The organism is Streptomyces sp. NPDC048419, from assembly GCF_043200415.1.
Classification (GTDB): Bacteria; Actinomycetota; Actinomycetes; order Streptomycetales; family Streptomycetaceae; genus Streptomyces.
Window position 1 is genome coordinate 90257 of the sequence record NZ_JBICXT010000023.1, and the last position, 26319, is coordinate 116575.

At 70.1% G+C, this 26319-nt stretch carries 24 protein-coding genes; 11 read left to right on the forward strand and 13 right to left on the reverse strand.

The annotated features are described in order from the left end of the window. Positions 1-5 precede the first annotated feature (5 nt). Positions 6-989, reverse strand: coding sequence for a DUF5937 family protein (locus ACGFYN_RS36160; RefSeq protein ID WP_393870181.1), 984 nt, complete (start codon positions 987-989; stop codon positions 6-8). Positions 990-1076: 87 nt separating this feature from the next. Between ACGFYN_RS36160 and ACGFYN_RS36165 the strand changes: the two genes are divergently transcribed. From ACGFYN_RS36165 to ACGFYN_RS36180, 4 genes are all read left to right on the forward strand, one after another. After that, the gene (locus ACGFYN_RS36165) at positions 1077-2360 is read left to right on the forward strand and encodes an MFS transporter (protein ID WP_393870182.1); all 1284 of its coding nucleotides are present in this window, start codon (positions 1077-1079) and stop codon (positions 2358-2360) included. A gap of 10 nt (positions 2361-2370) precedes the next feature. After that, entirely contained in the window at positions 2371-2880 is a 510-nt protein-coding gene (locus ACGFYN_RS36170; protein ID WP_393870183.1) for a MarR family winged helix-turn-helix transcriptional regulator, read from the forward strand. A gap of 65 nt (positions 2881-2945) precedes the next feature. Next, positions 2946-3284: a DUF3817 domain-containing protein gene (locus tag ACGFYN_RS36175; RefSeq protein WP_393870184.1), complete on the forward strand. Its 339-nt coding sequence runs from the start codon at positions 2946-2948 to the stop codon at positions 3282-3284. Positions 3285-3392: 108 nt separating this feature from the next. Next, positions 3393-5093 (forward strand): methylmalonyl-CoA mutase, encoded by a 1701-nt coding sequence (locus tag ACGFYN_RS36180; RefSeq protein WP_393870185.1) that lies wholly within the window; start codon positions 3393-3395, stop codon positions 5091-5093. Positions 5094-5140: 47 nt separating this feature from the next. On the opposite strand, the gene ACGFYN_RS36185 is transcribed toward ACGFYN_RS36180, so the two are convergent. Then, positions 5141-5758 carry a TetR/AcrR family transcriptional regulator gene (locus ACGFYN_RS36185; protein WP_393870186.1) on the reverse strand — a complete coding sequence of 206 codons (618 nt, stop codon included), beginning with the start codon at positions 5756-5758 and terminating at the stop codon, positions 5141-5143. A gap of 209 nt (positions 5759-5967) precedes the next feature. On the opposite strand from ACGFYN_RS36185, the gene ACGFYN_RS36190 reads away from it, so the two are divergent. From ACGFYN_RS36190 to ACGFYN_RS36205, 4 genes are all read left to right on the forward strand, one after another. Beyond that, on the forward strand, positions 5968-6951 hold the full coding sequence (locus ACGFYN_RS36190; RefSeq protein ID WP_393870187.1) for a tetratricopeptide repeat protein: 984 nt from the start codon (positions 5968-5970) through the stop codon (positions 6949-6951). 644 nt (positions 6952-7595) lie between these two features. Beyond that, positions 7596-8228, forward strand: coding sequence for a DUF6230 family protein (locus tag ACGFYN_RS36195; protein WP_393870188.1), 633 nt, complete (start codon positions 7596-7598; stop codon positions 8226-8228). Between the two features lie 131 nt (positions 8229-8359). Next, positions 8360-8917, forward strand: coding sequence for a DUF6114 domain-containing protein (locus ACGFYN_RS36200; protein ID WP_393870189.1), 558 nt, complete (start codon positions 8360-8362; stop codon positions 8915-8917). Continuing rightward, complete coding sequence (locus ACGFYN_RS36205; RefSeq protein WP_393870190.1) at positions 8907-10244, forward strand: hypothetical protein; 1338 nt, start codon at positions 8907-8909, stop codon at positions 10242-10244. The genes ACGFYN_RS36200 and ACGFYN_RS36205 overlap by 11 nt, the downstream gene beginning before the upstream one ends. Before the next feature lie 108 nt (positions 10245-10352). Here the strand turns inward: ACGFYN_RS36205 and pyk are convergent, their stop codons facing one another. The 3 genes from pyk to pta all read right to left on the reverse strand — a co-directional run bounded on the left by pyk (position 10353) and on the right by pta (position 15216). Further along, the gene (gene pyk, locus ACGFYN_RS36210; protein WP_393870191.1) at positions 10353-11780 is read right to left on the reverse strand and encodes a pyruvate kinase; all 1428 of its coding nucleotides are present in this window, start codon (positions 11778-11780) and stop codon (positions 10353-10355) included. 113 nt (positions 11781-11893) lie between these two features. Beyond that, the gene (locus ACGFYN_RS36215; RefSeq protein WP_393870192.1) at positions 11894-13102 is read right to left on the reverse strand and encodes an acetate kinase; all 1209 of its coding nucleotides are present in this window, start codon (positions 13100-13102) and stop codon (positions 11894-11896) included. Then, complete coding sequence (gene pta / locus ACGFYN_RS36220) at positions 13099-15216, reverse strand: phosphate acetyltransferase (protein WP_393870193.1); 2118 nt, start codon at positions 15214-15216, stop codon at positions 13099-13101. The genes ACGFYN_RS36215 and pta overlap by 4 nt, the downstream gene beginning before the upstream one ends. Positions 15217-15458: 242 nt before the next feature. On the opposite strand from pta, the gene ACGFYN_RS36225 reads away from it, so the two are divergent. Further along, positions 15459-16484: an ATP-dependent 6-phosphofructokinase gene (locus ACGFYN_RS36225; protein ID WP_393870194.1), complete on the forward strand. Its 1026-nt coding sequence runs from the start codon at positions 15459-15461 to the stop codon at positions 16482-16484. A gap of 63 nt (positions 16485-16547) precedes the next feature. Here the strand turns inward: ACGFYN_RS36225 and ACGFYN_RS36230 are convergent, their stop codons facing one another. The 8 genes from ACGFYN_RS36230 to ACGFYN_RS36265 form a co-directional block, all read right to left on the reverse strand. After that, a complete protein-coding gene (locus ACGFYN_RS36230) occupies positions 16548-17258 on the reverse strand; it encodes a helix-turn-helix domain-containing protein (protein WP_393870195.1) in 711 nt (236 codons plus the stop codon). Between the two features lie 390 nt (positions 17259-17648). Further along, positions 17649-18488, reverse strand: coding sequence for a carbohydrate ABC transporter permease (locus ACGFYN_RS36235; RefSeq protein WP_393870196.1), 840 nt, complete (start codon positions 18486-18488; stop codon positions 17649-17651). 8 nt (positions 18489-18496) lie between these two features. Beyond that, positions 18497-19453 carry a carbohydrate ABC transporter permease gene (locus ACGFYN_RS36240; RefSeq protein ID WP_393870197.1) on the reverse strand — a complete coding sequence of 319 codons (957 nt, stop codon included), beginning with the start codon at positions 19451-19453 and terminating at the stop codon, positions 18497-18499. 16 nt (positions 19454-19469) lie between these two features. After that, the gene (locus ACGFYN_RS36245) at positions 19470-20864 is read right to left on the reverse strand and encodes an extracellular solute-binding protein (protein WP_393870198.1); all 1395 of its coding nucleotides are present in this window, start codon (positions 20862-20864) and stop codon (positions 19470-19472) included. A 91-nt stretch (positions 20865-20955) separates the two neighbouring features. Then, positions 20956-21666, reverse strand: a complete 711-nt coding sequence (locus ACGFYN_RS36250) for a response regulator (RefSeq protein ID WP_393870199.1) — start codon at positions 21664-21666, stop codon at positions 20956-20958. Between the two features lie 70 nt (positions 21667-21736). Then, positions 21737-21904 (reverse strand): hypothetical protein, encoded by a 168-nt coding sequence (locus tag ACGFYN_RS36255; RefSeq protein ID WP_393870200.1) that lies wholly within the window; start codon positions 21902-21904, stop codon positions 21737-21739. Beyond that, complete coding sequence (locus ACGFYN_RS36260) at positions 21901-22047, reverse strand: hypothetical protein (RefSeq protein WP_393870201.1); 147 nt, start codon at positions 22045-22047, stop codon at positions 21901-21903. The genes ACGFYN_RS36255 and ACGFYN_RS36260 overlap by 4 nt, the downstream gene beginning before the upstream one ends. Then, complete coding sequence (locus ACGFYN_RS36265) at positions 22044-23690, reverse strand: ATP-binding protein (protein ID WP_393870202.1); 1647 nt, start codon at positions 23688-23690, stop codon at positions 22044-22046. Before ACGFYN_RS36265 ends, ACGFYN_RS36260 begins: the two co-directional genes overlap by 4 nt. Positions 23691-23906: 216 nt before the next feature. On the opposite strand from ACGFYN_RS36265, the gene ACGFYN_RS36270 reads away from it, so the two are divergent. Together ACGFYN_RS36270 and ACGFYN_RS36275 are read left to right on the forward strand one after the other, a co-directional pair. After that, a complete protein-coding gene (locus ACGFYN_RS36270) occupies positions 23907-25289 on the forward strand; it encodes a cation:dicarboxylate symporter family transporter (protein ID WP_393870203.1) in 1383 nt (460 codons plus the stop codon). 253 nt (positions 25290-25542) lie between these two features. Beyond that, complete coding sequence (locus ACGFYN_RS36275) at positions 25543-26316, forward strand: DUF2127 domain-containing protein (protein ID WP_393870204.1); 774 nt, start codon at positions 25543-25545, stop codon at positions 26314-26316. The last annotated feature ends 3 nt before the right edge of the window (positions 26317-26319 follow it).

Below are 26319 nucleotides of genomic sequence, written 5' to 3' on the forward strand. Positions count from 1 at the left end.
CGGCGTCAGCCGCCGCCGGACGCCAGCGCGATCCCCAACGGCGTCCGTTCGTACAGCACTTGGTGGCCGTAGCGGCGGGCCGTGAGCAGGCCGGCCCGGCGCAGCAGCGTGAGGTGGGCGGAGACGGACGACGGGGCGAGGCTCAGGCGGTGCGCGAGCGCGGTCGTCGTGGCGGGTTCGTCGAGGGCGGCGAGGACGGACGCCCGGCCGCGGCCGAGGAGTCGGACGAGGACCTCCTCCGCGCGGCCGCCGGCCTCGGACCACAGCGCGCCGATGCCGCGGGCCGGGTAGACCAGGGTCGGCTGCCAGGGGGGATCGAAGGTGCTGACGACGTCGGGCCAGATGAAGACGCTGGGCATCAGGACCAGGCCCTGTCCGCCGAGCCGGCGTTCGTGCCGGCCCCGGTGCTCGACGGTCAGCGTGCCCGCGTGCCAGCCGAAGCGGCGGCTGATCTCGGGCAGCAGCCCGCCGAGGCCCACCTCGGCGAGCCGCCGCGAGTGGAAGGCGACGTCGGCCTCCAGCAGGGCGCGCAGCCGGGGCCAGTCCGGCGCGACGAGGGCGCGGTACGCCTTCTCCATCACGTCCGACAGATGCTCGATCATGGCGGCCGGATTCCGCAGCCAGGCGCGGGCCTGCGGCAGTTCGAGCGCGCCGGGGGTGTCGGCCAGCGACTGTGCCGTCTCCTCGCGGGCCGCCTCCGGGTCGCTCGCGCGTACCGCCGCGATCTCCTCCTCGAAGGCCGCCGCGGGCCCGATCGGGGGCGGGCAGAGCCAGTCGGGGCAGTAGCCGGGATGCGGCATCAGCCGCCACAGGTCCGTGAGGTCGAGCCCGGCCGCGATCCGGCCCATGCGGCGCAGCCAGTGCGCGTGATAGCCCTGCCGCTCGGGCCGCTTCAGCATGCGCACCACCTCCTGCGTCTCCCAGAGCGGGGACACGGCGAAGCGGCAGCGGAGGAAGTCGTCCTCCCCGAAGTGCAGACGTGACGGCATGACCACCCCCGGCGGACGGCGAGTCGGAACATTCGGCTCAGGCCGAATCTCTAGGATGCCTGCTCCCGTCCGAGCACGCTGCTGCCCATGCCGGACGAATCCGAGGGCACGACGACCCTGCCCGCACCACCCGCCGCCGCCCCGACCGGCAACGGCCGCTATGCGGACGTCTTCGCCGTCCGTGAGTTCCGCGCCGTCTTCGCCGCCCACGCCCTCTCCCTGCTCGGCGTGATCGTCAGCGAGGTCGCCCTGTCCGTCCTCGTCTACGACCTCACCGGCTCGCCCCTGATGAGCGCCCTCGCCTTCGCACTGGGCTTCCTGCCCTACGTCGTCGGGGGCACGCTGCTGGCGGGCGTCGCCGACCGCTTCCCGGCCCGGCGGGTGCTGGTGGTGTGCGACATGGCACAGGCCGCGTGCGTCGCGCTGATGGTGGCCTCCGGCGACCGCATCGCGGTGCTGCTCGCACTGCGCTGCTGCCTCGCCGTCATCTCACCCGTCTTCCAGGGCACCCGCATGGCCACGCTCGCCGACATCCTCGGGGACGGCGACCTGTTCGTGCTCGGCCGGTCCCTGCTGCGGATCGTGTCGCAGAGCGCGCTTCTCGTCGGCTTCGGCCTCGGCGGTCTGCTGCTGATCGCCGTGTCGCCGCGGCACGCCCTGCTGATCACCGTCGGCACCTTCTGCGCCTCGGCCGTCCTTCTGCGCCTCGGCACCCAGCGCAGGCCCGCCCGGTCGGGGACCGGGACCCCCCTGGTGCGGGACTCCCTTCGGGGCGCCCGCCAGGTTCTCGCGCACCGCCGCGTCCGGGCCCTGCTCCTGCTCTTCTGGATCCCGCCGATGTTCGCGGTCGTCCCGGAGGCGCTGGCCGCCCCCTACGCCGGCGACCTCGCCGCGGGCTCAGTGGGCCTCGGCCTGCTGATGTGCGCGCTGCCGGTGGGCACGATCGCCGGCGAGCTCGGCGCCGGCTCCCGCCTGCGCCCCGCCACCCGCGAACGCATCGCCCTGCCCCTGGTCGCCCTCGCCCTCCTCCCGTACCTCGGATACGCCCTCCACCCCGGCCTGGTCCCCTCGCTCCTCCTGCTCGTGGTCTCGGGGGCGGGGTCGGCATACACCCTCGGCCTGGACCAGTGGTTCGTCCGGGCCGTGCCGGACGAACTGCGCGGCCGGGCCATGACGTTGCTCACGGCCGGGCTGATGACCGTCCAGGGTGTGGGGATGGCGCTGGCGGGCGTCGTGGCGGAGTTCGCGGGGGTGGCGGCCACGGTCGCGGGGGCCGGCGGACTGGGCGCGGTCTGCTGCGGGTTGCTCGCCCTGCAGGCCCGGCGGACCGAAAGGCGAGACGGGGCTGACCACCATATGACCGGCCGGTAAGGTCGGTGCCGTGCCGAAGCCGCTCAGTCTTCCCTTCGATCCGATCGCCCGCGCCGACGAACTCTGGAAGCAGCGCTGGGGGAACGTGCCGTCCATGGCGGCCATCACCTCGATCATGCGCGCGCACCAGATCCTGCTCGCCGAGGTCGACGCGGTGGTGAAGCCGTACGGACTCACGTTCGCGCGGTACGAGGCGCTGGTGCTGCTCACCTTCTCCAAGGAGGGCGAGCTGACGATGTCGAAGATCGGCGAGCGCCTCATGGTGCATCCCACCTCGGTGACGAACACCGTCGACCGGCTGGTCAGGTCGGGCCTGGTGGCCAAGCGCCCCAACCCCAACGACGGGCGCGGCACCCTCGCGTCCATCACCGGCAAGGGCCGCGAGGTGGTCGAGGCGGCCACCCGCGACCTGATGTCGATGGACTTCGGCCTCGGCGCCTACGACGCCGAGGAGTGCGGGGAGATCTTCGCGATGCTGCGGCCGCTGCGGGTGGCCGCCCACGACTTCGACGAGGAATGACCCGGACCGGGACGCGAGCCGACCCGGCCCAAGATCTCCCGGAACGTGCGGTTACGCTCGACGGCATGAAGAAGAGCGTGCTGACCCGCTATCGCGTCATGGCCTACGTCACCGGTGTCCTGCTGGTCCTGCTGTGCCTGAGCATGATCGCCAAGTACGGCCTGGACATCGACGGTGCCGCGGACTTCACCCGCGTCGTCGCCATCGCGCACGGCTGGCTCTACGTGATCTACCTGGTCTTCGCCTTCGACCTGGGCTCCAAGGCGAAGTGGCCGGTCGGCAAGCAGCTGTGGGTCCTGCTCGCGGGCACGATCCCGACGGCCGCCTTCTTCGTCGAGCGGAAGGTCAGCCACGAGCTGGAGGCCAAGACCGCCGACACGGCCCCCGCGGTCGCCAAGGCCTGATTTCCACCCCGCCGTACGCCTGTGTGCGTACAGCGGATGCCCTGGATGATTTAGTCGGACGTCCTACTACCTCGACATTTACTAGGACGTCCAAGTAAATTGGATTGTATGGACGCTGACGCCATCGAGGAGGGCCGCCGCCGCTGGCAGGCCCGGTACGACGCTTCGCGCAAGCGAGAGGCCGACTTCACCACGCTCTCCGGAGACCCCGTGGACCCCGTGTACGGACCCCGGCCAGGGGACGCGTACGACGGGTTCGAGCGGATCGGCTGGCCGGGGGAGTACCCCTTCACGCGCGGGCTGTATCCGACCGGATACCGGGGGCGGACGTGGACCATCCGGCAGTTCGCCGGATTCGGGAACGCCGAGCAGACCAACGAACGCTACAAGATGATCCTCGGCAACGGCGGCGGGGGCCTGTCCGTCGCCTTCGACATGCCGACGCTCATGGGCCGCGACTCCGACGACCCGCGCTCGCTCGGCGAGGTCGGGCACTGCGGGGTGGCCATCGACTCCGCGGCCGACATGGAGGTCCTGTTCAAGGACATCCCGCTGGGCGACGTGACCACGTCGATGACCATCAGCGGACCGGCCGTGCCCGTCTTCTGCATGTACCTGGTCGCGGCCGAGCGGCAGGGCGTGGACCCCGCCGTGCTCAACGGCACGCTCCAGACGGACATCTTCAAGGAGTACATCGCGCAGAAGGAGTGGCTCTTCCAGCCGGAGCCCCATCTGCGCCTGATCGGCGACCTGATGGAGCACTGCGCCGCCGGCATCCCCGCCTACAAGCCGCTGTCCGTCTCCGGCTACCACATCCGCGAGGCCGGTTCGACGGCCGCGCAGGAGCTGGCCTACACGCTGGCCGACGGGTTCGGGTACGTGGAGCTGGGGCTCAGCCGCGGCCTGGACGTCGACGTGTTCGCACCCGGGCTGTCCTTCTTCTTCGACGCGCACGTCGACTTCTTCGAGGAGATCGCCAAGTTCCGTGCGGCCCGGCGCATCTGGGCACGCTGGATGCGGGACGTGTACGGGGCGCAGAGCGAGAAGGCGCAGTGGCTGCGCTTCCACACGCAGACCGCCGGTGTCTCGCTGACCGCGCAGCAGCCGTACAACAACGTCGTGCGTACGGCCGTGGAGGCGCTGGCGGCGGTGCTCGGCGGGACCAACTCGCTGCACACCAACGCCCTGGACGAGACCCTCGCGCTGCCGAGCGAGCAGGCGGCGGAGATCGCGCTGCGTACGCAGCAGGTGCTGATGGAGGAGACAGGGGTCGCCAACGTCGCGGATCCACTGGGTGGTTCGTGGTTCGTCGAGCAGCTGACGGACCGGATCGAGGCGGACGCGGAGAAGATCTTCGAGCAGATAAGGGAGCGGGGCCTGCGGGCGCACCCGGACGGGAAGCACCCGATCGGGCCGATCACCTCCGGGATTCTGCGCGGGATCGAGGACGGGTGGTTCACCGGGGAGATCGCCGAGTCGGCCTTCCAGTACCAACGTGCCCTGGAGAAGGGCGACAAGAGGGTCGTGGGTGTGAACGTCCACCACGGATCGGTCACCGGCGACCTGGAGATCCTGCGCGTCAGCCACGAGGTCGAGCGCGAGCAGGTGCGGGTGCTGGCCGCCCGTAAGTCCGCCCGGGACGAGACCGCGGTGCGTACGGCGCTGGACGGCATGCTCGCCGCCGCGCGGGACGGGTCGAACATGATCGGGCCGATGCTGGACGCGGTGCGCGCGGAAGCCACTCTGGGCGAGATCTGCGGGGTGCTGCGGGACGAGTGGGGCGTGTACACGGAGCCCGCGGGCTTCTGAGGCGCCCGGCACAGGGGCTGGGGCGGCGGGCGCACGCCAGAAGAGAGTTATGCGCCCGTCAGCCCCAGCAGAAGTACGCGCGTGAAGCCGCGCACCCATTCCTCGTCCGCCGGTTCCGCGCTGACCAGCGTGCGGTGGACCACCGCGCCCGCCACCACGTCGAAGATCAGGTCGACCGTGCGCGCCGCCTCCGACGGGTCGGTCTCCGGGGGGAGTTCGCCGCGGATCTGGGCGCGGGCGCGACCCTCCAGAACCAGCCGTTTCTGACGGGTGACGATCGAGTCGCGGATGCGCTCGCGCAGGGCCTCGTCACGGGTGGCCTCCGCGACCACCGCCATCAGTCCGCTCCTGGCCTCCGGGCGCGCCAGGATCGCCGCGAACTGCAGGACCACGCCCTCGATGTCGGCGGCCAGGGTGCCGCGGTCGGGCAGCACGAGCTCGTCGAAGAGCTCCGCCACCGCGTCGACCACCAGCTCGTTCTTGCCCGCCCAGCGGCGGTAGAGGGTCGTCTTCGCGACCCCGGCGCGCGTCGCCACGTCTCCGAGCGTGAGCTTGGACCACCCCAGCTCCACCAGCGCCTCCCGCGTGGCCGCGAGGATCGCGGCATCGGCCTCGGCGCTGCGCGGGCGTCCTGAGGCGCGTGGGGCGGGAGTGCGGCTCTGCATCCATCGACCATAACCGGCGGTTGTCGTGACGCCGTGAGGGAGATCACCGGGGGGTGGTCGCGGGGAGGCACCCGGTGCCATTACGCTACGACTCGTAGCGAAACCACTGGCGTGGCGCGGGGTGGGGACCCGGCGCCGGACACAGCGCAGTACGACCGGCTTTCACATGGCTTTTCACACACCGCGGGCGGACGGGGGAGGATAGGCGCATGCAGCCACGGAACATGTCCATGAGCGGAGTCGTCGACCTCGCCGCGGTGAAGGCGGCCCAGGAGGCCAAGGCGAAGGCGGAGCAGGCCCGCGCGGAAGCGGTACGGCAGGGCGGCGGCCCGGGCGCCGTCTCCCCGGCCGACCTGGTGATCGACGTCGACGAGGCCGGATTCGAGCGCGACGTCCTGCAGCGCTCCACCGAGGTACCCGTCGTCATCGACTTCTGGGCCGAGTGGTGCGAGCCCTGCAAGCAGTTGAGCCCCGTCCTGGAACGGCTCGCCGTCGAGTACGACGGGCGCTTTCTACTCGCAAAGGTCGACGTCGACGCCAATCAGATGTTGATGCAGCAGTTCGGGATCCAGGGCATCCCGGCTGTCTTCGCGGTCGTCGCCGGTCAGGCGCTGCCGCTCTTCCAGGGGGCCGCGAGCGAGGCCCAGATCCGCCAGACCCTGGACCAGTTGGTGCAGGTCGCCGAGCAGCGCTTCGGGCTGACCGGCCTGGCGGTCGACCCCGAGGCCGAGCCGGGCGGCGCCCAGCCCGAGGTCGAGGTCGCGCCGCCCGCGGGGCCGTACGACGCGCTCCTCGAGGCGGCCGTGCAGGCCCTGGATTCAGGGGACCTCGCCGGCGCGGTGCAGGCGTACAAGAACGTACTGAGTGACGACCCGGGCAACCCGGAGGCAAAACTGGGGCTCGCCCAGGCCGAGTTGCTCCAGCGGGTGCAGGGCCTGGACCCCCAGCAGGTGCGCAGGGACGCCGCGGACAAGCCGGCCGACGCCCGGGCGCAGATCGTCGCGGCGGACCTGGATCTGGTCGGCGGCCATGTGGAGGACGCCTTCGGGCGGCTCATCGACACGATCCGGCGCACGGCCGGTGACGACCGGGACGCGGTACGCGTGCGACTGCTGGAGCTCTTCGAGGTCGTCGGGACTGATGATCCAAGGGTGGCGATGTCACGCAGAGCACTCGCGCGTGCACTGTTCTAGCAGGGTGACAGGCCGGTTCTGACCAGTCGCTAAACGCCGGGGCATGTGATGCCCAAGTGAAAGATTTGCCGATGGAACGTCAGTGCGGCCGCGCTTTACCAAATCTTGGTAAACGCGGCCGCTGTTACTGCCAGTAAGTTTTGGGCGTTGATCTGTCGGATTCTGTCCAATGATCAACGGTTTTGTCTCGGCCCCTGGCTGCACCCTCCGTCGCCGCCCGAGACCTGTGGGTCGTCCTTCGGTTATCCGGCCGTTACTACCGAGTAACGAAGCCCCTTGTGCGGGCGGCGAGAATGCACCACGATCGGCGACGCTCGGTCCATTCACGTACCCCGACAGCCGGTTGGGTTGCGCGAGTTCCCTGGGTCCCCACCGAGCAGAGACGGCGTCACTGGCGCCGGCTCTTGGGCAGGGGGGTCTTCGCCCGCCCGGCGAAGCCTGTCCAGCAAGGTTGTGCGTGATGCGTGTCAGGCGCGACCAGTGGTTGTCGCTCGGGGGTGATCGCCGGTATCGGTGCGCGGTTCGCGCCTCCGAGTGCGGGCGCTCTCCTTCCCGAGGACGTAGCACTTCTCCCATCCCTGCCCGATCGAGCCGCGACCAGTGGCGGTCGGGAGCAGGAGATGTACGTCCGAGAAGGAGGAAATATGGAGTCCCAGGTGCGTGGCGGGACCAGATGGAAGCGGTTCGCTGTGGTCATGGTGCCCAGCGTCGCCGCTACGGCCGCGATAGGTGTCGCCCTCGCGCAGGGCGCTCTCGCCGCGTCGTTCAGCGTGTCCGGCCAGCAGTTCAAGGTGACGGCCGACCAGCTGACCGGCACCGGTTTCTCTCAGTACGGTGCCATTGACTCGGGGTACACCCTCGACGGCAAGAAGACGGCTCACCCGGTCGCGGTCTCGGCGTTCAAGTCCGCGACCATCAAGGGTCTGTGCCAGTCCGTCGTCACCCCGGACATCCCGCTGATCGGCAGTGTCAGCCTTGTTCTGAAGGCCGGCGGCGGCAGCACGCCGGTGGAGGCCGACAACCTCTACATCGACCTCGATGACCTGAGCGCCGACGCGACGTTCAAGAACATCGACATCGGTGTGGCCGCCAAGGACGCCACCAAGGGTCCTGGCATTCACAGCGGTGACACCGCGAACCCGTACGGATTCGCGCAGCAGGCCGACTCGGCCACGCTGTCCGGCGTGAAGCAGACGGCGTGGGCCACCACTGCCGGAACCTTCAAGCTCAGCGGGCTGAAGATGTCCGTGCAGACGGGCACCCACGAGTGCTTCTAAGCATGTCGTGACGGGCGGGGGAGCCGATGGCGCCCCCGCCCGTCAACCTTCCAGCACTTTCTTCACACGCTGTACAACCCACCACCACAGCACCACCACCACAGCAAAGCCGCACCAGGGAGCTGTATTCCATGAGCGCCGAGACTCCTGCCGAGCCCGCCGGCCAGTTCAGTCGCCGGAGGGTGCAGTTCCGCGCCTGGCGGGGCGAGCGGCCGTTCTGGGCCGGTCTGTTCGTCATGCTCGCCGGACTCCCCATCGCCTACTTCCCCTACGCCCACCTCCAGGTGGGACACCTGACGCTGGCGATGGCCACCACCGCGGGTGCAGGATCGCTGATCATCGGCGTGCTGCTGGTCGTCCTGGGCTTCAGCCTGTGGTTCCAGAAGCACGTGCGCACGTTCGCGGGCATCGCGGCGATCCTGCTGGGGCTGGTCTCCATCCCGGTGTCCAACATCGGCGGCTTCCTGATGGGCTTCCTGCTCGCGTTGATCGGCGGGGCGATGGCCGTGGCCTGGGCCCCGGGAGAGCCGCCCGCCGACGAGGCGCGGGAGGACACCCCGGCGACGGGCGGTGCCCCCGCGGCCACGGACCCGGACACCACCATCCTCAAGCCCGTGGTGGGCGCGCCGAACGATCTGTCAGGAACGAGCCCGGCCAACGGGGCGAACGGGAGGCACAGTGCCGGCTGACAAGGTGATCCACGGGGCTGATGTGGACGAGTCCCGTGTGAGATCCGGGCCGCGCCACGCGGCCCCCAGGAAGCCGCTGTTCACCAGGTTCCACATGCCGGCCGGCAAGGCGATAGCCATGGCGGCGATGCCGACGGCGGTCATCGTGGGCATGGGCTTCACGTCCTCGCTCGCACTCGCGGACAGTGGCGGCTCGCCGTCCCCGACGGCCAAGAGCCTCACCGCGGACGAGTACAAGGACTGCGTGGCCGCACTGGGCGACGACGCGTCGGCCTCACCGTCGCCGTCCGCCTCGGAGAGCACGGACAAGGCGACCCCGTCGCCCTCGTCCACCGCGGACGCGTCGAAGGACTCCTCCAAGACCTCCTCGGGCTCCACGGACAAGTCCTCGTCGTCGGACTCCGGTTCGGCCGACAAGGCGACGCCCACGCCGTCCGCCACGGACGGTTCGAAGGACACGTCGAGCGGTGACACCGCCTCGCCGAGCCCCTCGGCGTCCGCGAGCAGCGACGGTGGTCTGCTGAGCGGCGTCGGTGACGCGCTCGGCAGCCTGCTGGGCGGCGGCAGCTCCTCGTCGAGCACGAGCGCGACGCCGTCCGCGACCGCCTCGCCGAGTGCGAGCGCGAGCAAGGACTCGTCGTCCTCGGACACGTCGGGCGGTGGCCTCGCGGGCACCGTCAAGGACACGACCAAGAAGGTCACCGACACGGTCGACGGCACCGTGAAGGACACGACCGACAAGGTGTCCAAGGCGGCCGACGACGCCACCAAGGCGGCCCAGAAGGCGGCCGACTCGGCCACCTCCACGGCGAGCCCCTCGCCGAGCTCCAGCGCGGACGCGGGGAACTGCCCCACCGCCACGGACGACCAGAGCGGCGTCGACAACAAGGTGCCGGTGGCGGACGACCCCTGGTACCTGAACGCCAGCTCGCTGCTGCTGAAGGGCGCCGACTACCAGGGTGTCGTCCAGGTGAAGACGGCCAACGGCACCACCAAGAAGGTGCTGAAGTACGTCATCTCCGGCGGGACCGACATCGGCGACCTGCACCAGACGGTCAAGGACAAGCAGCAGGGCAAGACCTACCACGTGCAGGCCGGCTCGGGTACGACGTCCACGATCCGCGACGGCGACACGACGATGTACACGGAGTCCATCTCCGGGAACCTCTTCGGTCTGATCCCGATCACGTTCAGCCCGGACAGCCCGCCGCCGCTGAACATCCCGCTGATCTACTTCACCAACGTGAAGGTCGTCCAGGCCGCGCAGTTCGGCGGAACCCTGCACGTGCCCGGTATGCACGTGTACACGACCGACGGAACCGGCTGAGCACCACCACAGGCCCGTTCGGGAGCCGCACAAGCGCTGAGGGCGCCCCCTGTCGCAGGGGGCGCCCTCAGCGCCGTAGAGGGGCCGTCAAGGCCCTTTGCGGGTCCGTCAGTTGCTGACGCCGCCGATGTGGTGGACGCGGAGCATGTTGGTGGTGCCGGGGACGCCGGGGGGCGAGCCGGCGGTGATGATGACGATCTCGCCCGGGTGGAACCGGTTGATCTTCGCGATCTCCTGGTCGACCATGTCGACCATCTCGTCCGTGGTGTTCACGAACTGCACCACGTGTGACTCCACGCCCCAGCTGAGCGTCAGCTGGTTGCGGGTGTCCTCGTCGGTGGTGAAGGCGATGATCGGCTGCTGCGCGCGGTAGCGCGACAGCCGGCGGGCGGTGTCGCCGGACTGGGTGAAGGCCACCAGGCCCGTGCTGCCCAGGAAGTCGGCGATCTCGCACGCGGCGCGCGCGACCGAACCACCCTGCGTCCGCGGCTTCTTGCCCGGCACGAGCGGCTGCAGGCCCTTGCTCAGCAGCTCCTCCTCTGCCGCGGCGACGATCTTCGACATCGTCTTCACGGTCTCGACCGGGTAGGCGCCCACGCTCGACTCGGCGGACAGCATGACGGCGTCGGCGCCGTCCAGGATCGCGTTGGCGACGTCGGACGCCTCGGCGCGCGTGGGACGGGAGTTGGTGATCATCGACTCCATCATCTGGGTCGCCACGATCACCGGCTTGGCGTTGCGGCGGCACAGCTCGATGAGGCGCTTCTGCACCATCGGGACCTTCTCGAGCGGGTACTCGACGGCCAGGTCGCCGCGGGCCACCATGACGGCGTCGAACGCCATCACGACGTCCTCCATGTTGTCCACCGCCTGCGGCTTCTCCACCTTGGCGATGACGGGGACCCGGCGGCCCTCCTCGTCCATCACCTTGTGGACGTCGGCCACGTCCCTGGCGTCCCGCACGAAGGACAGCGCGACCATGTCGCAGCCCATGCGCAGCGCGAAGCGGAGGTCCTCGACGTCCTTCTCGCTCAGCGCGGGCACGTTGACGGCCGCGCCGGGCAGGTTGATGCCCTTGTGGTCGGAGACGACACCGCCCTCGATGACGATCGTCCTGACCCGCGGACCGTCGACGTCCAGGACCTTGAGCTCGACGTTGCCGTCGTTGATCAGGATCTGGTCGCCGCGGTCGACGTCACCGGGCAGGCCCTTGTACGTCGTGCCGCAGATGGACTTGTCGCCCGGGACGTCCTCGGCGGTGATGACGAACTCGTCACCGCGCTCGAGCTCGACCGGGCCTTCGGCGAAGGTCTCCAGACGGATCTTCGGGCCCTGCAGGTCGGCCAGGACACCGATGGCCCGGCCGGTTTCCTTGGACGCGGCCCGGACGCGGTCGTACCGCGCCTGGTGCTCGGCGTGCGTACCGTGGCTGAAGTTGAACCTGGCCACGTTCATTCCGGCCTCGATCATCGAGACCAGCATTTCGTGTGAGTCGACCGCGGGGCCGAGAGTGCAGACGATTTTCGAACGGCGCATGGGGCGATCCTATCGGTTTGTTTCGCCGCGGAATATTCCGTCTGGCGGAAGATACAAATGGGCGGGTCCGCGCTCAGGCGTGTTACTGCGGTGTATTCCTCAGCCGTTGTCGCCTAGCTGTTCTTCGCGACCAGTTCGTAGGTCTGTGTGGCGATCTCCAGTTCCTCGTCGGTCGGCACCACCGCGACCGCCACGCGCGCGTGCGCCGGCGAGATCAGCCGCGGTTCGTCACTGCGTACGGCGTTCAGTTCCCCGTCCACCGCAAGGCCCAGGTCCTCCAGGCCCGCGACGGCAGCCTCCCGCACCGGACTCGCGTTCTCCCCGACTCCCGCTGTGAACGCGATCGCGTCCACCCGGCCGAGTACGGCGTAAAAGGCGCCGATGTACTTCTTCAGGCGGTGAATGTATATGTCGAAGGCGAGTTGCGCCTCTTCGTCACCTTCGTCGATCCGGCGCCGGATCTCCCGCATGTCGTTGTCGCCGCACAGGCCGAACAGACCGCTCCTCTTGTTGAGAAGAGTGTCGATCTCGTCCATGGACATTTTGCCAACCCGGGCCAAATGGAAGATGACGGCCGGATCCAAATCGCCGGACCGCGTACCCATCACCAGCCCCTCCAAAGGCGTCAGTCCCATGGAGGTGTCCACGCACCGGCCCTTCTCGACCGCGGACGCCGATGCGCCGTTGCCCAGGTGCAGCACGATGACGTTCACCTCGGACGGGTCCTTGCCGAGCAGCCGGGCCGTCTCCCGCGAGACATAGGCGTGCGAGGTGCCGTGGAAGCCGTAGCGGCGGATGCGGTACCGGTCGGCGACCTTCGGATCGACGGCGTAGCGGGCCGCGGACTCCGGCATGGTCGTGTGGAACGCCGTGTCGAAGACCGCGACCTGGGGCAGGTCGGGGCGCAGCGCCTGCGCGGTGCGGATGCCGGTGAGGTTCGCCGGGTTGTGCAGCGGGGCGACCGGGATCAGCCGCTCGATCTCCGCGAGCACCTCGTCGTCGATCACCGTGGGCTCGGTGAAGAACATCCCGCCGTGCACCACCCGGTGCCCGATGGCCGCCAGATCCGGCGAGTCCAGGCCCAGGCCGTCCCGTCCCAGCTCCTCGGCCACCGCCTTCAGGGCCGCGTCGTGGTCGGCGATCGGCCCGGAGCGCTCGCGGGTGTCGCCGGAGGCGAGGCAGGTGTGCTTCAGCCGCGACGTCTGCTCGCCGATCCGCTCGACGAGGCCGGCGGCCAGCCGGCCCCCCTCCCGCATGTCGAGGAGCTGGTACTTCACCGACGAGGAGCCGGAGTTGAGGACGAGGACGCGGGACGCGCTCACTGGGCGGCAGCCCTTTCGTTCGAGTTCTGGGCCTGGACGGCTTCGTTCGAGTTCTGGGCCTGGACGGCCGTGATGGCGACGGTGTTGACGATGTCCGAGACGAGGGCGCCCCGGGACAGGTCGTTGACCGGCTTGCGCAGGCCCTGCAGCACCGGCCCGACCGCGATGGCGCCGGCCGAACGCTGCACGGCCTTGTAGGTGTTGTTGCCCGTGTTCAGGTCCGGGAAGATCAGCACGGTTGCCTGGCCCGCCACTTGGGAGCCCGGCAGCTTGGTGGCCGCCACACTCGGCTCCACGGCGGCGTCGTACTGGATCGGCCCCTCGGTCATGAGGTCGGGGCGCCGCCGGCGCACCAGTTCCGTCGCCTCCCGCACCTTGTCGACGTCGGCGCCCGTGCCGGACGTGCCCGTCGAGTACGACAGCATCGCGATCCGCGGCTCCACCCCGAACTGCGCCGCCGTGGCGGCCGACTGGACGGCGATGTCGGCCAGCTGCGCCGCGTTCGGGTCGGGGTTCACCGCGCAGTCGCCGTAGACGAGGACCTTGTCGGCGAGGCACATGAAGAAGACGGACGAGACGATGTCGGTGTCCGGCTTGGTCTTGATGATCTCGAAGGCGGGCCGGATGGTCGCGGCCGTCGAGTGCACCGAACCCGAGACCATGCCGTCGGCGAGCCCCTCCTCGACCATCAGCGTGCCGAAGTAGTTCACGTCGGAGACGACGTCGTACGCCAGCTCGACGGTGACGCCCTTGTGGGCGCGGAAGTGGGCGTACTTCTCGGCGAAGGAGTCGCGCAGCTCGCTGGTCGCGGGGTCGATCAGCTGGGTATCGCCCAGGTCGATGCCGAGGTCGGCGGCCTTCTTGCGGATCTGCTCGGCCGGGCCGAGGAGGGTCAGGTCGCAGACCCTGCGGCGCAGCAGCACCTCCGCGGCGTGCAGGACGCGCTCCTCGGTGCCCTCCGGGAGGACGACCCGCCGCCTGTCGGAGCGGGCCTGCTCCAGCAGCTTGTGCTCGAACATCATCGGCGTGAGGCGGTCGCTGCTGGGCGCGGAGACCCGCTTGAGGAGGTCACCGGTGTCGACGTAACGCTCGAAGAGGCCGAGCGCGGTCTCCGCCTTGCGCGGCGTGGCCGCGTTCAACTTCCCCTCCAAGGAGAAGAGTTCGGCGGCGGTCGGGAAGCTGTTGCCGGCCACCGAGAGGACCGGGGTGCCGGGTGCGAGGCGGGCGGCGAGGGTGAGGACCTCGTCGCTCGGCACCTCGTTCAGGGTGAGCAGCACGCCGGCGATCGGCGGGGTGCCGGCGCTGTGCGCGGCCAGCGTGCCGACGACCAGGTCGGCGCGGTCCCCGGGGGTGACGACCAGACAGCCCGGGGTCAGGGCGGCGAGGAAGTTCGGCAGCATCGCGCCGCCGAAGACGAAGTCGAGGGCGTCGCGCGCCAGTCCCGCGTCGTCCCCGAGCAGCACCTTGGCGCCGAGGGCCTGGGCGATCTGGGAGACGGTGGGCGCGGAGAGGGCGGGCTCGTCCGGGACGACGTAGCACGGCACCGGGAGCCGGGCGTCGAGGCTCCGCGCGATCTCGTCCCGGTCGTCACGGGCGACCAGGTTGGTCACCATGGCGAGGACGTCGCAGCCCAGCCCCTCGTACGCCCGGTAGGCGTTGCGCGTCTCGGCGAGCACGGACTCGGCACTCTGCGCGCGGCCGCCGACCACGGGGATCACGGACGCCCCGAACTCGTTGGCGAGACGGGCGTTCAGGGACAGCTCGTCGGGAAGCTGGGTGTGCGCGTAGTCGGTGCCGAGGACGAGGACCACCTCGTAGTCGCGCGCGACCTCGTGGAAGCGGTCGACGAGGGTCGACACCAGCTCGTCCGTGCCCTGTTCGGCCTGGAGGGCGGACGCCTCGTGGTAGTCCATGCCGTAGACCGTGGCCGGGTCCTGGGACAGCCGGTACCGGGAGCGCAGCAGCTCGAAGAGGCGATCAGGGCTGTGGTGGACGAGCGGCCGGAACACCCCGACCCGGTCGACCTGCCGGGTCAGCAGCTCCATGACCCCCAGTTCGACTATCTGGCGGCCGTCGCCGCGGTCGATTCCGGTCACGTACACGCTGCGCGTCACGCGTGCTCTCCGTTTCGTCTGGCGTCTGGCGTCGGGTGAGGGCTCGCGACATCGCCCACCGGGGTGAGCGGAACGTTCTTGACAATACCCCCGTGGCTGGATATGGCGCCCATCAGCCCGGGCCCCCGCGGCCTGGACCTGCGGCCTTGCACGGCGGCCCGGCGGGGTCGGTGCCCCCGTGCCGGACATGAAACAATCGGACTGGCTCACCGGTACCGAAAGCGAGCAGGAGACACAGCACGATGCGCATCGGAGTTCTCACCGCAGGCGGCGACTGCCCCGGCCTGAACGCCGTGATCCGATCGGTCGTGCACCGCGCCGTCGACCACTACGGCGACGAGGTGATCGGTTTCGAGGACGGCTACGCCGGCCTGCTGGACGGGCGCTACCGCAGCCTCGACCTGGAATCGGTCAGCGGCATCCTGGCCCGCGGCGGCACCATCCTCGGCTCCTCCCGCCTGGAGCGGGACCGGCTGCGCGAGGCGTGCGAGCGGGCCGAGGACATGGTCGAGGCCTTCGGCATCGACGCGCTCATCCCGATCGGCGGCGAGGGCACGCTGACGGCCGCGCGCATGCTGTCCGACGCCGGCCTGCCGGTGGTGGGCGTCCCGAAGACGATCGACAACGACATCTCCTCCACCGACCGCACCTTCGGCTTCGACACGGCGGTCGGCGTCGCCACCGAGGCGATGGACCGCCTGAAGACCACGGCCGAGTCCCACCAGCGCGTGATGGTCGTCGAGGTCATGGGCCGGCACGCGGGCTGGATCGCGCTGGAGTCCGGCATGGCGGCCGGCGCGCACGGCATCTGCCTGCCCGAGCGGCCCTTCGACCCCGCCCACCTGGTGAAGATGGTCGAGGAGCGCTTCTCCCGCGGCAAGAAGTTCGCGGTCGTGTGCGTGGCGGAGGGCGCCCACCCCGCCGAGGGCACCATGGACTACGGCCACGGCGAGATCGACCAGTTCGGCCACGAGCGCTTCCAGGGGATCGGTACGGCGCTGGCGTACGAGCTGGAGCGGCGGCTCGGCAAGGAGGCCAAGCCGGTCATCCTCGGCCACGTCCAGCGCGGCGGCGTCCCGACCGCGTACGACCGCGTCCTCGCCACCCGCTTCGGCTGGCACGCGATGGAGGCGGCGCACCGCGGCGTTTTCGGCAGGATGACCGCGCTGCGCGGCACCGACATCGTGATGGTGCCGCTCGCGGAGGCGGTGACCGAGCTGAAGACGGTGCCGAAGGACCGGATGGACGAGGCGGAGTCGGTCTTCTAGACCCGCCGTCCGTGTCGGACCCGCCGTCCGTGTCGGACCGGCGGCCCCCCGGACCCGCCGTCCCTACTCGGAGTTGTCCTGGACGGCGGCCCAGAAGTGGTCGACGATCCGGTCCAGGAAAACGCGCCCGGCGTCGCCCGACTCGCTCGCCGAGCTCCCGGTGCCCCAGTTCAGCGAGGCGACCATCTGCCCCTGGTAGTCCTGGTGCAACTGCTGGAGGGAGTCCTCCAGCAGCCGCCGGTCCAGGGGCACCGTCTTCGCGACGGGACGGACGTAGGCCTGCCAGCGCGTGGTCACCGCGCTGTGGAGCATCTCGGCGAGCTTCGCCTCACGTCCGGTGACGGTGACGAAGTCCGGGACCGACAGCTCCAGCAGCTCGGCGAGGGCGGTGGACTGGCGCTCGTTGCCGCGCCAGACGCTGTCCTCCATGTGGAGGTAGGCGGGCAGTTCGAGCCCGGCGGCGCGGGCGACGTCCTCGGGGGCGAGGCCGCGGGCGATGCGGTGCTCGCGCAAGGTGCGCGGCCTTCCGATGAGTTCACCGGGGGAGCACCACAACACCCCGGCAAGGGCCCCGAGTTCGGGGCTGGTAGGGGCGATCTGCCCGCGTTCCCAGGCGACGACCAGGTCCGCGGTGACGTACGGCAGTCCGTACGAGGTGCGCAGGCCGTGGGCGACGTGCTCGGGACCCATGGCGAGCGCGACCCGCAGCCGGCGGGCGGCGAGGGCGTCGAAGGGCGGGGCGGGCTGGTTCGGGCGGGTCGGACGTGGGAACACGCGGGCCAACGTAGGCGCGTGGTGACGCCCTGACTACGGTCTGTTCGGCCAGGATCACGGATTGTAGGAACGTACGGATTCGGCCACCTGTGCGGTCCGTGCGGCCTCGCTCGAAGATCGCCTTCCGGTGACCCGAATGGGGCGGCGGGGCCCTCCGGCCGGGCCGTAGGCGTGGAGGCGCACGTGTGAACGTCAAGCTCGAAGGGCATATGCGGGACGCCCGTGGGCGCCCCGACCTCAGGGATCTCATGACGCGGGACGCGAGCGGGAGGCGGCGCGAATCGTCCGTGCGGGCGGACGTCGAAGGCGAGTGCGCCACGGCAGGCCCGCCGGCCGGCCGGGTGGAGCCCGGCGGCCCGCGGCTCATTTTTGACGTCGTGCCGCCGGGCGTCACCCCTTGACCGCCCCGCCCAGCGCGAAGCCGCTGCCCAGCCGCCGGGCGATCAGCACGTACAGCAGGATCACGGGCGTCGAGTAGACGATCGAGAACGCGGCCAGCTGCCCGTACGCCACCATCCCGCGGTTGCCGAAGAACTCGTTGATGCTCACGCTCGCCGGCATCTGGTCCGGGGTGAGCAGGAGCATGAAGGGGACGAAGAAGTTCCCCCACATCAGGACGAAGGAGAAGACGGTCACGACCGCGACGCCCGGGCCCATCAGGGGCAGGACGATGCGGACCAGGGACTGCATCGGGGACGCCCCGTCGGTCCAGGCCGCCTCCTCCAGCTCCTTCGGCACACCGTCCATGAAGTTCTTCATCAGCCAGATGGAGAACGGCAGTTGGGAGGCGGCGAAGAACAGGATCGTGCCCTGCATGGTGTCGATCAGGTCCACCTGCACGAACAGCGCGTACACCGGCACCATGATCGCCGTGATGGGCAGGCTGGTGGCGAAGAGGACGGTCAGCAGGAAGGGGCGGTTCAGGCGGGAGCGGAAGCGCGAGAGCGGGTAGGCGGCCAGGGCCGCGCACACCACCGTCAGCAGCGTCCCGCCGCCGCACAGGATCAGGCTGTTCAGCAGCGGTGTGAAGGTGATGTCCTGGGTGAGGATGGCGTCGAAGTTGGACCAGGTGACGCCGTCCGGGGCCTTCACGCGGAGGTCCGCGTGCGGGTCCACCGACGACAGCAGCACCCAGGCGAGCGGCAGCGCGAAGGCGGCTGCCACCACCAGCAGGCCGATGTCGGCGGCCAGCCGGCGGCTTCTGCGGCGGGAGGCGAGTGTGAGGGCCATGGTGTCCGTCAGACCTCCGTCCGCAGCAGGCGCAGATAGACGAGGGAGAACAGCGAGCCGACCAGGAGCAGCAGCAGGGCGACCGCGGTGCCGTAGCCGATCATGCTGTTCTGGAAAGCCTGTTCGTACATGAACAGGGGGAGGGTCTGGCTCTTGTTGCCCGGACCGCCCCTCGTCATCACCCAGATCAGCCCGAAGACCGAGAGGGTCTGGAGGGTGTTGAGCATCAGGTTCGTGCCGATGGAGCGGCGGATCATCGGCAGCGTGATGTGCCACATACGGCGCCAGCCGCCGGCGCCGTCGACCTCCGCGGCCTCGGTGATCTCCTGGGGGATCTCGTTCAGGGCGGCCGAGTAGACCAGCATCGAGAAGGCCGTGCCGCGCCACACGTTGGCGAACGACACCGCCAGGATCGGCAGGGTGAACAGCCAGTTCTGGGACGGGAGATGGAGCCAGTCCAGGATGGCGTTCAGGGTGCCCTCGCGGCGGAAGAAGGCGTAGAGGAGGAAGCCGGCGACGACCTCCGGCAGGACCCACGCGGTGATGACGATGCCGCCGGTCAGCGTGCGGACGGGCTTCGAGGCGCGCTGCATCAGCGTCGCCAGGGCCAGGCCCAGGGTGTTCTGGCCGAGGAGCGAGGAGACGACCGTGAAGACGAGCGTCAGCCATACGGCGTTGATGAACTCCGCGTCCCCGAAGGCCTTGCGGAAGTTGGCGAGGCCGACGAACGACGAGTGGGCCTGGCCGGTGAGCTGGAGGTCGGTGAAGGCGATGTAGGCGCAGTAGGCGATCGGTCCCGCGAGGAACAGGATCAGCAGGACCAGGGCGGGGGCGACCGGCAGGGCCCGGGTCAGCCCGCGGGCGACGGGAGTTCGCGGGTGCCGCGCCTTGCGGGGGGCCGGGGGTCCCGGGGGGACCTCGGTGGTCTCGAGGCCCGCCCCGGTGCGCGGTGTCGCAGCGGTCATCGGTGGTGGACGCCGATCACTTCTTGACGACCTGGTTGTCCGTGGCGTCCTTGAGCGCGTCGTCGTAGCCGCTCGCCGCCTTGTCGACGGACGTGTCACCCGTCGTCACGCCTTCCATCGCCTCCTGGATCGCCGTGGAGACCTTCGGGTACGCCGGATAGGCGGGCCGGTAGTGGGTGCTGGCGACCAGGTCGGTGAAGAACTTGATGCCGGGCTGCGCCTTGGCGTACGCGGGGTCGCCGGCCACGTCCTTGCGGACCGAGATGCCGGAGTTGGTGATGTACCACTTCTCGGCGTTCGCCTTCGTCTGCATCGTCTTGATGAAGTCGAAGGCCAGGTCGGGGTTGGACGCCTTGGAGGGGATCGCCCAGGTCCAGCCGCCGGACATGCTCACCTTGCCGGGGGCCTGGCCGTGCTGGGTGGGCATGTGGGCGAGGCCCAACTCGCTTGACCACTCGGGCCATTCGTGGCCGCTGCCCTTCAGCCAGGCCTGCGGCAGCCACGAGCCGTCGAGGGCGATGCCCAGTTTGTGCTTGGGGAGCATCTCGCCGGCCACGATGGTCTGGATGTTGGGGTCGAGGGCGGTGGCGACGTCGGTGCCGAGCTTCTCCCGGTAGACCGTGTGGACGAAGTCGAGGGAGTCCTTGAAGCCCTGGCCGCCGGCGATCCACTTCTTGGTGGACTTGTCGTAGAGCGGGTCCGTGGTGCCGTCGCCGGTGCCGTACAGGAGCATCTCGAAGCCCTGCATGGTGGCGGCCTCACCGGCGGGCTTGCCGGTGTAGACGTTGAGGGGGGTGACGCCCGGGACCTTCTTCTTGATCGTGCGGGCGGCGGCGAGGACCTCGTCCCAGTTCTTCGGCTGCCAGTCGGCGGGCAGGCCCGCCTTCTTGAAGATGCCCTTGTCGAACCAGAGGCCGCGGGTGTCGGTGCCGTCCGGGACACCGTACGTCTTGCCGTTCTCGGCCTTGGCCGCGGTCTTCGCCGTGTCGATGAACTGGTTCCAGTCCGGCCACTTGGCGAGATACGGGTCCAGCGGCTTCAAGTACCCGCTGGTGATGTCGGAGTTGATGAGGAAGGTGTCCTCGTAGACCAGGTCCGGGGCGGTCTTGGGGGAGCGGAGCATCTGCTGGAGCTTGGTGTAGTACTCCGAGTCCGGGGCCTTGATCGGGACGAGTTCGATCTTCTTGCCCGGGTACTTCTTCTCGAACTGCTTCTTCATGTCCGCGAGATACCCGTCCATCACGCGGATCGAGTTGTCCGTGGACTGCTTGAAGGAGACCCGTACGGTGTCCGGGTCGCTGCCGGAGCCACTGCCGCACGCCGTGAGGGCACTTGCGGACAGGGTGAGGGCAACCAGCGCGGTGAGAGGGGTGGTTGAGCGGTGGCGGGCGGCGGTGGGGCGCACGAGCACGACCTCCTACTGGCCTACGACACTGTCGGCCGATGGATGTGCGGTGAAGGTAGGAGGAGTGGTCTAGTCAGGTCAATGACCGTGCGGCGATCTATCGCGCACGATCCGTCTCTCCTCGCTCCTCCTTCACCCACCGGTACTGCAACTCGGGCCGTCCCACGGTCCCGTACTGCGGGTTGCGGGCCGCCCGGCCCGCGTCCACCAGGTGCTCCAGATAGCGCCGGGCGGTGATCCGGGAGATCCCCACCGACTCGGCCAGGCCGGTGGCGGTCAGCCCCTCCGCGCAGTCCCGCAGCGCCACCGACACCCGCTCCAGGGTCGGCGCGCTGAGGCCCTTGGGCAGCGCCGCGGGGGACGGCGCGCGCAGGGTGGCCAGGGCCCGGTCGACCTCGTCCTGGCCGCTGGCCTCGCCGACCGCGCCGTGGAACTCCGCGTACCGCACCAGCCGGTCGCGCAGGGTCGCGAAGGTGAACGGCTTCAGCACGTACTGCACGACGCCCAGCGACACGCCCTCGCGCACCACGGCCAGATCGCGCGCCGAGGTCACCGCTATCACGTCCACCTGATGCCCGGCCGCCCGCAGCGACCGCGCGAACTGGAGCCCGTGCACGTCCGGCAGATGCAGATCCAGCAGCAGCAGATCCACCGCCGTACGCTCCATCAGCCGCCGCGCCTCGGCCCCGGTGTGCGCCTTGCCCACCGCCACGAACCCCGGCACCCGTCCGACGTACATCACATGCGCATCGGCGGCCACGGGGTCGTCCTCCACGACGAGAACGCGAATGGGCTGCTCGGCGGTCATGCGGCACCTCTTGCGGGGGCGGGGGTGGTTGCCGGGGTAGCGGCAGCCGGCGGGGCGGGGCGTGCGGTGGTCATGCTTCACCCCTTGCGAAGGAGGGGGTTGCTCTCGCCTGGACGGCCGGCGTGGTGGGCCGTGGGTTGGCGGGCAGGGGCTTGCGGACGGCGAGTGTGGTGGGCGTGCCGGGGGGCGGCGGGTCGTCGTTCGGGGCGGGGGCGCGGAGGTGCTGTGCGGTGGTCATGCGGCACCTCTCGCCTGGGCGGCCGGCGTGGTGGGCCGTGGGTTGGCGGCCAGGGGCTGTCGGACGGCGAGTGTGGTGGGCGTGCCGGGGGGCGGCGGGTCGTCGTTCGGGGCGGGGGCGCGGAGGGGGTGCTCGGTGGTCATGCTTCACCCCTTGCCGGGGCGGGGGTCGCCGGGGTGCGCTCGGTGGTGGGCAGAGGGAGGCGGGCCTCGAAGACCGCGCCGCCTTCCCGGGCCTCCGTCACCGTCAGGGTGCCCTCGTGGCGGGTGACCGCCTGGCGGACCAGGGCCAGGCCGAGGCCGCGGCCGCCTGGGCCGGCCGGCTTCGTCGAGAACCCCCGCTGGAACACCAGCTCGGCATGGGCCGGGTCCACTCCCGCGCCGGTGTCCGCGACCCGGATCACCAGCTCGCCGGCCTCCGCGTACGCCGTCACCGTCACCCGCGCGCCGACGCTGCCCTGCGCCGCGTCCACCGCGTTGTCGATCAGGTTGCCGAGGATCGTCACCAGGTCCCGGGCCGGCAGGCTCGCCGGGAGCAGTCCGTCGTCGAGGCGGCTGTCCTGCGACACCACCAGCTCCACGCCCCGCTCGTTGGCCTGGGCCGTCTTGCCCAGCAGCAGCGCCGCCAGCACCGGTTCGCTCACCGCCGCCACCACCTGGTCGGTCAGCGCCTGGGCCAGCTCCAGTTCGGCCGTCGCGAAGTCCACCGCCTCGGCCGCCCGGCCCAGCTCGATGAGGGAGACCACCGTGTGGAGCCGGTTCGCCGCCTCGTGCGCCTGCGAGCGCAGCGCCTGCGTGAAGCCCCGCTCCGAGTCCAACTCGCCCGTCAGCGACTGCAGTTCGGTCACATCCCGCAGTGTCACCACCGAGCCCCGGCGCTCCCCGCCCGACACCGGCGAGGTGTTCACCACCAGCACCCGCTCGGCCGACATGTGCACCTCGTCCACGCGCGGCTCGGAGGCCAGCAGCGCCCCCGTCAGCGGCGCAGGCAGACCCAGTTCCGCGACCGACCTTCCCACCACGCCCTCCCCGGACGGCACCCCGAGCAGCTCCCGCGCCCCGTCGTTGATCAGCGCCACACGGTACTGGCCGTCGAGCATCAGCAGCCCCTCGCGTACGGCGTGCAGCGCGGCCTGGTGGTAGTCGTGCATACGGCTGAGCTCGCCCGCGTTCATGCCGTGGGTGTGGCGGCGCAGCCGGGCGTTGACGACGTACGTCCCGATCGCGCCCAGCGCGAGCGCGCAGCCCGCCACGCCGACCAGCGCGGACACCTGCCCCTGCACCTGCCTGCTGATCGCCTTGACCTTGATGCCCGCGCTGACCAGCCCGACGATGTGCCGGTGCTCGTCGTAGACGGGCACCACGGCACGCACCGACGCGCCGAGCGTGCCGGTGTAGGTCTCGGTGAAGCCCGTGCCGCGCAGCGCGGGCGCGATGTTGCCGCGGAAGTGCTTGCCGATCTGGTTCTCGGTCGGGTGCGTCCAGCGGATGCCCTTGGTGTTCATGATCGTGACGAAGTCGACGTCCGCGTCCCGCATCACCTTCAGCGCGTACGGCTGGAGCTCGGCGGTGGGGTCCGGCGTCCGGATCGCGGCCACCACGGAGGGGGCGTCCGCGATCGAGCGGGACACCGCCATCGCCTGGCGGGCCGCCGCGTCCTCGGCCTGCCCCCGGTCGCTGAAGTAGCTGAACAGTGCATATCCGGCCACGAGCACCGCTATCAGCACGGCCTGCATGGCGAACAGCTGGCCGGCCAGGCTCCGCGGTCTCGGGACGGTGATGCGCATGCCGTCAGTGTGCCCCGCACGTCAATCGTGAACTAAATGAACGGAAGGGTGACCGCCCTCACACGGCGGGAGATAGTCACCGCATCGGTGAAGCGATGGAGGCGGGCCATACGGTTCCGGCCACCGCTTCCCACCGAGAACCGCACCCCCATCCCCATCCCCCCGGTCGTGAGCCGCACACCGGTGATGCCGACGAAGACGTCAAGGAGGGCATCCGTGGCCGCCAGAACCCCCGGGACGGCACCTGCCGCACCCGCTCGGAAACGGGACCGCACGCACTATCTCTACATCGCCGTCATCGTCGCCGTGGCGCTCGGTATCGCGGTGGGCCTGATCTGGCCGGACGCGGGCGTCGAGCTCAAGCCGCTCGGTACCGGCTTCGTGAACCTGATCAAGATGATGATCTCCCCCATCATCTTCTGCACGATCGTGCTCGGCATCGGCTCCGTGCGCAAGGCCGCGAAGGTCGGTGCCGTCGGCGGTATCGCGCTCGGCTACTTCGTGGTGATGTCGCTGGTCGCCCTGGCCATCGGCCTCGTCGTCGGCAACATCCTGCACCCGGGCGACGGCCTGCACATCACCAATGCGCTCAAGGCCACCGGGCACGACCAGGTGGACGGAGAGGCGCTGCCGCCGGTCGAGTTCGTGCTGTCCATCATCCCGGTGACCTTCGTCTCGGCCTTCACCCAGGAGCAGGTGCTGCAGACCCTGCTGGTCGCGCTGCTCACCGGCTTCGCGCTGCAGTCCATGGGGTCCATGGGCCAGCCCGTCCTGCGCGGCATCGAGCACATCCAGCGGCTCGTCTTCCGCATCCTCGCCATGGTCATGTGGGCGGCCCCGATCGGTGCCTTCGGTGCCATCGCGGCGGTGGTCGGCTCCGCCGGTCTCGATGCGCTGAAGAGCCTCGCCATCCTGATGCTCGGCTTCTACGTCACCTGTTTCCTGTTCGTCGTCATCGTGCTCGGCACGCTGCTGCGGGTCATCGCGGGACTGAACATCTTCTCCCTGTTCAAGTACCTGGCCCGGGAGTTCCTGCTGATCCTTTCCACCTCCTCGTCCGAGTCCGCGCTGCCGCGGCTGATCGCGAAGATGGAGCACCTGGGCGTCAGCAAGCCGGTGGTCGGCATCACCGTCCCGACCGGCTACTCCTTCAACCTCGACGGCACGATGATCTACATGACCATGGCGTCGCTCTACATCGCGGACGCCCTGGGCACGCCGATGTCCATCGGTGAGCAGATCCCGCTGCTGCTCTTCCTGCTGCTGGCCTCCAAGGGCGCGGCGGGCGTCAGCGGCGCCGGTCTCGCGACGCTGGCCGGTGGTCTCCAGTCGCACAAGCCCGCACTGGTGGACGGTGTCGGCCTGATCGTCGGCATCGACCGCTTCATGAGCGAGGCGCGCGCCCTGACCAACTTCGCGGGCAACGCCGTCGCCACCGTCCTCATCGGCACCTGGACCAAGGAGATCGACACCGACCGCGTCCACCAGGTCCTCGGCGGTGACCTGCCCTTCGACGAGACGACGCTCCTGGACGAGGACGCGCAGCCGCAGGCCGAGGTGCCCGAGCAGGGCGGCGAGAAGGAACTCGCGAAGGCCTGAGCCAGGCTCCGGACGGCCGATCACTCCCCCGTCGGTTTCCACCGGTTTCCGTCGATGCGGTCGCCCGGCCGACAAAGGCCGAGCGGTCGGGTTCTCCCCCCGTGGACCCGGCCGCTCGGCCTTGTCGTGCGAGAGCCGGTCGAGGGCCGGTCCTGCGGGACCGGACTCTCACCGATCTCTTACCGTCGTCCACTAGCGTGCGCCGCCGGTCCGGTACTTACTTACGCACCACATTCGTTGGAGGCACGGGGGAATGAAGATCGACTGGGACCGGCGTACGTGTGCGCGCAAGGGCCACGTGACCTATGCGCCGGACGATCCGCGCCTGCGTGTGCGCCTGCACGCCGAGACCGCGCTCGGGGAGGTCTGGCGCTGTCTGCGCTGCGGCGACTTCGTGCTCGGCGAGCCCCACGGTTCGGGGCCGGCGGACCACGCGCCCCTCGTGCCGCGCGGCAAGGTGCTGCGCGACCTGTTCATCCTGCGCTTCCTGGCGATCGAACGGGCCGTGCGCGGCGTGTTCATCGTGCTGGTCGCGCTCGCGGTGTGGAAGTTCAGCAACAGTCAGGACTCGGTCCGCAGGCTCTTCGACGAGTACCTCGACGTCTTCCGGCCGGTCTTCCGGCACTTCCACTACGACCTCGATCACTCGCCGGTCGTCGGCACCATCCAGAAGACCTTCGGCTACAAGCACGACACCCTGCTGCTGGTCGCCGCACTGCTGCTCGCCTACGCCCTGATCGAACTCGTCGAGGCGGTCGGCCTCTGGTACGCCAAGCGCTGGGCGGAGTACCTCACGGTGGTCGCCACCGCCGCGTTCCTCCCGCTGGAGATCTACGAACTCACCGAGCACATCAGCTGGTTGAAGATCGCGACCCTGGTCCTCAACGTCCTCGCGGTGCTCTACATCGCCCTCGCCAAGCGCCTGTTCGGCCTGCGCGGCGGCCGCCGGGCCTTCGAGGAGGAACGCGAGAGCGCGTCCCTGCTGGAGGTCGAGGTGTCGGCGGGGGTCCCGGCGGGAGCCGGCTAGCCG

Bases quoted from the DNA above. Each gene is read 5' to 3' on its own strand.
- ACGFYN_RS36160 (WP_393870181.1), bottom strand. From the start codon at position 989: ATGCCGTCACGTCTGCACTTCGGGGAGGACGACTTCCTCCGCTGCCGC.
- ACGFYN_RS36165 (WP_393870182.1), top strand. From the start codon at position 1,077: ATGCCGGACGAATCCGAGGGCACGACGACCCTGCCCGCACCACCCGCC.
- ACGFYN_RS36175 (WP_393870184.1), top strand. From the start codon at position 2,946: ATGAAGAAGAGCGTGCTGACCCGCTATCGCGTCATGGCCTACGTCACC.
- ACGFYN_RS36180 (WP_393870185.1), top strand. From the start codon at position 3,393: ATGGACGCTGACGCCATCGAGGAGGGCCGCCGCCGCTGGCAGGCCCGG.
- ACGFYN_RS36185 (WP_393870186.1), bottom strand. From the start codon at position 5,758: ATGCAGAGCCGCACTCCCGCCCCACGCGCCTCAGGACGCCCGCGCAGC.
- ACGFYN_RS36190 (WP_393870187.1), top strand. From the start codon at position 5,968: ATGCAGCCACGGAACATGTCCATGAGCGGAGTCGTCGACCTCGCCGCG.
- ACGFYN_RS36195 (WP_393870188.1), top strand. From the start codon at position 7,596: ATGGAGTCCCAGGTGCGTGGCGGGACCAGATGGAAGCGGTTCGCTGTG.
- ACGFYN_RS36200 (WP_393870189.1), top strand. From the start codon at position 8,360: ATGAGCGCCGAGACTCCTGCCGAGCCCGCCGGCCAGTTCAGTCGCCGG.
- pyk (WP_393870191.1), bottom strand. From the start codon at position 11,780: ATGCGCCGTTCGAAAATCGTCTGCACTCTCGGCCCCGCGGTCGACTCA.
- ACGFYN_RS36225 (WP_393870194.1), top strand. From the start codon at position 15,459: ATGCGCATCGGAGTTCTCACCGCAGGCGGCGACTGCCCCGGCCTGAAC.
- ACGFYN_RS36235 (WP_393870196.1), bottom strand. From the start codon at position 18,488: ATGGCCCTCACACTCGCCTCCCGCCGCAGAAGCCGCCGGCTGGCCGCC.
- ACGFYN_RS36240 (WP_393870197.1), bottom strand. From the start codon at position 19,453: ATGACCGCTGCGACACCGCGCACCGGGGCGGGCCTCGAGACCACCGAG.
- ACGFYN_RS36250 (WP_393870199.1), bottom strand. From the start codon at position 21,666: ATGACCGCCGAGCAGCCCATTCGCGTTCTCGTCGTGGAGGACGACCCC.
- ACGFYN_RS36255 (WP_393870200.1), bottom strand. From the start codon at position 21,904: ATGACCACCGCACAGCACCTCCGCGCCCCCGCCCCGAACGACGACCCG.
- ACGFYN_RS36260 (WP_393870201.1), bottom strand. From the start codon at position 22,047: ATGACCACCGAGCACCCCCTCCGCGCCCCCGCCCCGAACGACGACCCG.
- ACGFYN_RS36265 (WP_393870202.1), bottom strand. From the start codon at position 23,690: ATGCGCATCACCGTCCCGAGACCGCGGAGCCTGGCCGGCCAGCTGTTC.
- ACGFYN_RS36275 (WP_393870204.1), top strand. From the start codon at position 25,543: ATGAAGATCGACTGGGACCGGCGTACGTGTGCGCGCAAGGGCCACGTG.